Origin of the sequence: Bradyrhizobium sp. SHOUNA76 (assembly GCF_023006445.1) — a bacterium.
Classification (GTDB): Bacteria; Pseudomonadota; Alphaproteobacteria; order Rhizobiales; family Xanthobacteraceae; genus Bradyrhizobium.
The window spans coordinates 1-6,226 of the sequence record NZ_JALBHA010000399.1 but is presented as its reverse complement, the minus strand read 5'-3'; the positions used below and the strand labels follow the sequence as shown (position 1 = coordinate 6,226).

Here is a 6,226-nt window from a genome sequence, read left to right as displayed (position 1 = left end):
GACGGCACTGTGCTGGTCGGCGGGAGCGGCCAGCACGGTGCCCGCGCTGTCGACCAGCACGGCGGTGATGCCGGCGCGGCCACCCAGATTGCTCATCACCTTCGACATCCAGTCGAGATTGACGGTGGCGAGCACGACGGCATCGGGCACGCCGCTGAAGGCGGACACCGGATAGACCGCCATCACGGTCGGCGTCGGCACCGGCCGCGACAGGATGAAATCACTCAGCACGAAGCGGCCGGTTTCCTGTGCCTGCTGGAAGTACGGCCGGTCACTGAGATCGAGGCCAACATACATGTTGTTGGTGGCGCATTGAATGCGTCCGTCCTGGCCGGCGATCAAAAGCGTGCGGATCCAGGGCAGGTTCGACGGCAGACTCGCGCGCAGCACATCGCAGCTCTTGCTGATGCCGCCGGCGGAGGCGCGGATGAAGGCTTCCGATTTCAGGATGGTCTCGACCGACGAGATCACCTCGCGCTGTGCATCGGCGCTGTGCCTTGCGACGGTGGTGAATTCGACCGTGGCCTGCGCGATCTGCCGGGCGCGGGTGTCTTCGAGCGAACGGATGCGCTCGAGCATCAAGGGCGCCACCAGAATCACCGCAAGCAACGCGAGCCGCGCCCGGATTCCGAGAACCTGCTTGAGTTTCGCTCGTTTGCGGTTGAGACTGATGCTTCTCATCTTCGCTACCCACCCCGCGGGCCAAGGTAAAGCGAAGGGTTCAAAAACTCTTGCTTGAACTCGGTAAAATTGGACTTACCTCCGGTTACGAGCACAACCAAACGACGTCATGACAGAAGCCAATGCTGCGCCGGTAACCGGCCATTCACCAAACGCGCTCGCCGCGGTCGAAGCCGAAATCTCCCGCGCCTGCACGGATGCGCGACGCGATCGCGCCTCCGTGACGCTGATCGCGGTGTCCAAGACTTTCGCCGCGGATGCCATCACGCCGGTCATCGGCGCCGGACAGCGCGTATTCGGCGAGAATCGGGTGCAGGAGGCCAAAAGCAAGTGGCCCGTGTTAACGTCTGTTTACTCCGGCATCGCGCTGCATCTGATCGGACCACTGCAATCCAACAAGGCGAAGGAGGCGGTCGCACTGTTCGACGCCATCCATTCGGTCGACCGTCCGAGCATTTGCCAAGCGTTAGCCAAGGAAATCGAATCCCAGAACAAGCACCCGCAGCTCTTCGTCCAGATCAACACCGGCGAGGAGCCGCAGAAGGCCGGCGTGCCGCCCGGCGAGGCCGACGCCTTCCTCGCCAGCTGCCGCGACAGCTACGGGCTGACGATCTCCGGGTTGATGTGCATCCCGCCGGTCGACGAGCCGCCGGCGGCGCATTTCGCGCTGACCGCCAAGATCGCCGCGCGCAATGGATTGACGAATCTCTCGATGGGCATGAGCGCGGATTTTGCGACGGCGATCATGCTCGGTGCCACCCATGTGCGGGTGGGCAGCGCGATCTTCGGGCACAGGTAGGAGCCGTCAGCGACGGCGCCCGCCCTGCACGAACTCTCAAATTCGTCATTGCGAGCGTAGCGAAGCAATCCAGGATCTTTCCGCGGAGGGATTCCGGATTGCTTCGTCGCAAGGGCTCCTCGCAATGACGGCCGAGGGGACTGCCTATACAAACCCCACCGACACCTTGCCCAGCACCCCGAAATCCACTGCAAAATGATCACCGGCCTGGATCGGCAGCGGCGGATGGCACGTGCCTGTGGTCACGACCTCCCCTGCCCGCAAGGTGATGCCGAGCCCGCGCAGCTCGTTGGCAAGCCAGGCGAGCGCGGCGCGGGGATCGCCGAGCACGTTCTTGCCGTGGCCGAGATAGCGCTGGCCGCGCAGCGTGATCACTGGCCGCTCCTCGACGAGATCCATCGCCCGCCAGTTCGCGGACGTCGCCGCGCCCAGCACGAACAGGTGCGCGCAGGCATTGTCGGCGATCAGCTGCGCCTCACCGGCGCTGGCGAAATCGGCAAAGCGCGAATCCGGAATCTCGATCGCGGGATGGAAACTGTCGACGGCGGCCAGCACCTCCTCGACCGTGTACGGCGCTGCGCGCGGCGGCAGATCGCGCCCCATGCGGAAGGCGAACTCAGGCTCGCCGACGCGCATCTCGTTGCCCTTCATCGCGGCGCTACCGCCGTCCGCGATCACGGTGTCGCTCATGATGCGGCCGGCCAGCGGCCCGGTGACGTTGATGTGCGTCTGTCCTGATACGCTGGTGGCCGCGATCTTCCAGCCGAATAATTTTCCAAACGACTGGGTTTCGAGCACAGCCTGGACGGCATAGCCCTCCGTGCGGCTCTGCGGCCGCAACCGCGCCTCCAGCGCGTCAAGCTTGGAGCCGTCGCGCCAATGTTGAACGAGGACGCGCGATGCGGCGGTGATCTGATCCTTGTCGAGCATGCATCCTCACCCGATGATGATTTTTGTTTTTGGTCCCAACCGCCGCAACAATTGCAGCATCGCAGATTTCGTCATCGACACGCAGCCCGCGGTCGGACCGAAATTGTCGCGGGCCAGGTGCAAAAATACCGCGCTGCCACGGCCGGCGATCCGTGGCCTCGTGTTGTGGTCGATTTCGATGATGAAATCATAGAGATGGTCGGTGCGCTTGAGCCGGTCACCGCCCTGCCCCTCGCCGCGCCGGATTCCCTGATTGTAGTGGCGGTCGCTGGGATCCTCGCACCAGGCGTCCGCTCCGGTGATGATCCGGGCCGGCAGGAAACTCTGCGGCCGGCTGTGCCGGTCGCCCCGCCACCACAACCGCCTGGGACGGAAACTGCCCCTGGGGGTGCCGCCATCGCCCTCGCGCTTGTTGGCGAGAATGCCGCCCCGCCCCAGCGCCACCGGAATGGTCAGCGATCCCGCCGTCAGCCAGCCTCTGCGCGGATTCCCGGCTGCAGGCTTAACGCGGATCGCGGAGAGTGGTCTGGCGCTTCGATTCATGGTGTAACCAACTGAAGCTGCTTTGTTTTTCATGTGAAAATGCGATGTCGAATTCATTACAGGACATTCATCAAAGCGCCCTGCTATTCTGGGTTAGAGTGGTTCTGGCTTGTGAATCGGTGACAGCCCACTACTTCAACACGAACAACAATAACAACAGCGACCCCCTAAACTTCCCTCACGGCTGGGTGCAGCATGGATGCGCGCCGAGTCGGACCCCAAAAGGATGACCCCCTATGGCCAATGCCCGCAAGATCCTGATCGTGGATGACGATACCGATCTGCGCGACACGTTGGTGGAGCAATTATCGCTACACGAAGAGTTCGAAGCCTCCGCGGTCGATACCGGCGCCAAAGGCGCGAGCGCGGCCAAGGCCAATGCCCCCGATCTCGTCCTGATGGATGTCGGCCTGCCCGACACCGACGGCCGCGAGGTGGTCCGCTCGTTGCGCAAGGGCGGATTCAAGGCCCCGATCATCATGCTGACCGGACACGACACCGATTCCGACACGATTTTGGGGCTGGAATCCGGCGCCAACGACTATGTGGCAAAACCTTTCCGCTTCGCAGTCCTGCTGGCCCGCATCCGCGCCCAGCTCCGCCAGCACGAGGCCAGCGAGGACGCGGTGTTCTCGGTCGGCCCCTACTCCTTCCGGCCCGGCTCCAAGATGCTCACCGCCGCCAATGCGCGCAAGGTGCGGCTGACGGAGAAGGAAACCGCCATCCTCCGCTTCCTCTACCGTGCCGGCCAGATGCCGGTCTCGCGTGAGACCCTGCTCCAGGAGGTCTGGGGCTATAATTCCGGCGTCACCACCCATACGCTGGAAACCCACATCTACCGCCTCCGCCAGAAGATCGAGAAGGACGCCGCCAACCCGGAAATCCTGGTCACGGAAGCCGGTGGCTACAAGCTGGTGCCGTGATACGCTTGAAGGGCGTGCGAATCGTTTTAGATCGCATGCCCTTGAGCCTCGGATCTGAATGTCAATCGACGACGACGTAGCGCTTCTCGAGCGAGTCCCGACACTGCGCCTGTTGGGAGACGCCTCGTTGCGCATGCTGGCGATCGGCTCCGAGCAGCGTGACTTCGTCCGCGGCGACACCCTGTTCAATCTCGGCGACGACGCCGATGCCGGCTTCGTGGTCCAACGCGGCGCCTTCCGGGTCGACGACGGTGCCGGCGCCGAAATGATCGCCGGTCCTGGCGCGCTGATCGGTGAGCTCGCTTTGGTGGTGCCGATGAAGCGGCCGTCGAGCGCGATCGCGCTGGAGCATTCCTCGGTCATCCGCGTCGCCCGCAGCCTGTTCCAGCGCGTGCTCGAAAGCGACCCGGCCGCCGCGGTTCGCCTCCGCGATGAATTCGCAGTGCGCTCCAGCCAGATTGCGAGCGATATTTTGATGGCGGGTGCGAAGCTGACGTCGTAGCGGGCTGTCATTCCGGGGCGCGACGAAGTCGCGAACCCGGAATCCATTCATCCACTGACTCTGCCGCACTATGGATTCTCAGGTCGCAATTGCGCACCATAGCTCGCGCTGCGCGCGCCCCGGAATGACGGCAGGACCTCACACCTCCAGCGTCACCGTCACCGGGACATGGTCCGACGGCCGTTCCCAGCTCCGCGCGTCGCGCAGAATCCTGAAATCACTGACCGCATCCTTCAGCGCGCGCGAGACCCAGATGTGGTCGAGCCTGCGGCCGCGATCGCCGACGGTCCAGTCGGGAGAGCGGTAACTCCACCAGGTGTAAACCTTCTCCGACATCGGAATGCGGTCACGTGCGACGTCGACCCATTCGCCGGCTTCGAGCGCGGCCTGCAGCTTCTCGGTTTCGACAGGCGTATGCGAGACCACTTTCAGAAGCTGCTTGTGCGACCACACGTCGTTCTCGTGCGGAGCGACATTGAGGTCGCCGACCAGGATGTGACGATCCTCCCCGCGCGGATGCAGCGGTTCGCACGCCTTCATCTCGTCGAGGAAGCGCAGCTTGTGGTCGAACTTCTCGTTCAGCGCGGGATCGGGAATGTCGCCGCCGGCGGGCACGTAGAAATTATGCAGCACCAGCGGCTTTGCGATATTGGCCTTCTCGCCGAACGACACCGAGATGTGGCGCGAATCCACCTTGTCGCAGAAGGTGCGGATGTCCTTCGATTCGAACGGAATCTTCGAGACGATGGCGACGCCGTGATAGCCCTTCTGCCCGTTCAGCGCGACATGCTCGTAGCCGAGCCGCTTGAAGCGCTTCAGCGGAAAGGCATCGTCGATACACTTGGTTTCCTGCAGGCACAGCACATCCGGCCGCGCGCTCTTGAGGAATTTCGCGACCAGATCGATGCGCAGCCGCACCGAATTGATGTTCCAGGTTGTCAGGGAAAAACGCATGGGAAATGCGTCTTAGCAAGCTCTCGGAGGCCGAGCAAAGGCGCAACGCGCCGTGCCCACCGTCTTTTCGGGTGCGAAATACGAGGATCTGGTCGCGCTCTCGTAGGGTGGGCAAAGCGAAGCGTGCCCATTTGCCTGCCATGAGGTGAGAGATGGTGGGCACGGCGCTCCGCGCCTTTGCCCACCCTACGGCAGCGGAGCGTTTAACCCGGCGCGGGGCCGTAATTGGTGAAATCGATCTTGAACATGCCGGGATCGAGCTTCTTGCTCGAATCCAGATTGTAGACCGCGATCGTGGTGTCGTAGCCCTGCGGATCGGTGACGGTCCACTGCTTCAGCTGGCCGTCCTTGGCGCCGAACATCAACAGGAGCCGGCTGGTGCCGACCAACGCCTGCTTCTCCTCGATGGTGACGCTGACGAAGACGTCGTCGGCCGAGACGTTGACGACGTTGGTGTCCTTCATCAGGTCGATGCGGTCGGACAGCAGGAAGCGCAGCGGCGTCTGCGACAGCGGATAGACGTCCTGCGTCGCGAGCTTGCGGTCGCGCACCACGAGTGACGATCCGTCGGCGACGATGTCGATCGGGCTCGGCGCGTCATATTCGAAGCGGACCTTGCCCGGCTTTTGGATGTAGAAATCGCCTTGGGTCTTGCTGCCGTCGGGGCCGACCTGGACGAAATTTCCGACCAGCGTCGACAGCGAGGACAGGTAGGCGCTGACCTTGGCCGCCTGCGCCTTCTGGTTGGCATCGAAGGTCTGGAAGATGCTGCTCGGCACGTTGCGGCGCGGATCCGGGATCACCGGATTCGGCGGCGCCTGCGTCGCGCCGGTGACAGCGGGTCCACCGCCTCCGGATTGAGCACCATCACGGCCCTTCGGCGCGGGCTTCGGC

At 63.5% G+C, this 6,226-nt stretch carries 7 protein-coding genes and 1 pseudogene; 3 read left to right on the top strand and 5 right to left on the bottom strand.

The window, feature by feature from the left end:
- Positions 1–681: pseudogene (locus MOV74_RS28820) on the bottom strand (GGDEF domain-containing protein); the annotation flags it as partial.
- A gap of 109 nt (positions 682–790) precedes the next feature.
- On the opposite strand from MOV74_RS28820, the gene MOV74_RS28815 reads away from it, so the two are divergent.
- Positions 791–1,480: a YggS family pyridoxal phosphate-dependent enzyme gene (locus tag MOV74_RS28815; protein WP_246930023.1), complete on the top strand. Its 690-nt coding sequence runs from the start codon at positions 791–793 to the stop codon at positions 1,478–1,480.
- A 144-nt stretch (positions 1,481–1,624) separates the two neighbouring features.
- Here MOV74_RS28815 and MOV74_RS28810 read toward each other — a convergent pair whose 3' ends face one another.
- A complete protein-coding gene (locus MOV74_RS28810) occupies positions 1,625–2,410 on the bottom strand; it encodes a 2-keto-4-pentenoate hydratase (protein ID WP_246930021.1) in 786 nt (261 codons plus the stop codon).
- 6 nt (positions 2,411–2,416) lie between these two features.
- Positions 2,417–2,986, bottom strand: coding sequence for a L,D-transpeptidase (locus MOV74_RS28805; RefSeq protein ID WP_246930020.1), 570 nt, complete (start codon positions 2,984–2,986; stop codon positions 2,417–2,419).
- Between the two features lie 203 nt (positions 2,987–3,189).
- Here MOV74_RS28805 and MOV74_RS28800 point away from each other — a divergent pair, with 203 nt between their 5' ends.
- Both MOV74_RS28800 and MOV74_RS28795 read left to right on the top strand, forming a co-directional pair.
- On the top strand, positions 3,190–3,876 hold the full coding sequence (locus tag MOV74_RS28800; protein ID WP_007598630.1) for a response regulator transcription factor: 687 nt from the start codon (positions 3,190–3,192) through the stop codon (positions 3,874–3,876).
- A 58-nt stretch (positions 3,877–3,934) separates the two neighbouring features.
- Entirely contained in the window at positions 3,935–4,378 is a 444-nt protein-coding gene (locus MOV74_RS28795; protein ID WP_194405284.1) for a cyclic nucleotide-binding domain-containing protein, read from the top strand.
- A 138-nt stretch (positions 4,379–4,516) separates the two neighbouring features.
- Here MOV74_RS28795 and xth read toward each other — a convergent pair whose 3' ends face one another.
- Entirely contained in the window at positions 4,517–5,332 is an 816-nt protein-coding gene (gene xth / locus MOV74_RS28790; protein WP_246930019.1) for an exodeoxyribonuclease III, read from the bottom strand.
- Between the two features lie 203 nt (positions 5,333–5,535).
- A partial coding sequence (locus MOV74_RS28785; protein ID WP_246930018.1) for an outer membrane lipoprotein carrier protein LolA occupies positions 5,536–6,226 on the bottom strand: 691 nt, incomplete at its 5' end.

Bases quoted from the DNA above. Each gene is read 5' to 3' on its own strand.
- xth (WP_246930019.1), bottom strand. From the start codon at position 5,332: ATGCGTTTTTCCCTGACAACCTGGAACATCAATTCGGTGCGGCTGCGC.
- MOV74_RS28810 (WP_246930021.1), bottom strand. From the start codon at position 2,410: ATGCTCGACAAGGATCAGATCACCGCCGCATCGCGCGTCCTCGTTCAA.
- MOV74_RS28815 (WP_246930023.1), top strand. From the start codon at position 791: ATGACAGAAGCCAATGCTGCGCCGGTAACCGGCCATTCACCAAACGCG.
- MOV74_RS28795 (WP_194405284.1), top strand. From the start codon at position 3,935: ATGTCAATCGACGACGACGTAGCGCTTCTCGAGCGAGTCCCGACACTG.
- MOV74_RS28800 (WP_007598630.1), top strand. From the start codon at position 3,190: ATGGCCAATGCCCGCAAGATCCTGATCGTGGATGACGATACCGATCTG.
- MOV74_RS28805 (WP_246930020.1), bottom strand. From the start codon at position 2,986: ATGAAAAACAAAGCAGCTTCAGTTGGTTACACCATGAATCGAAGCGCC.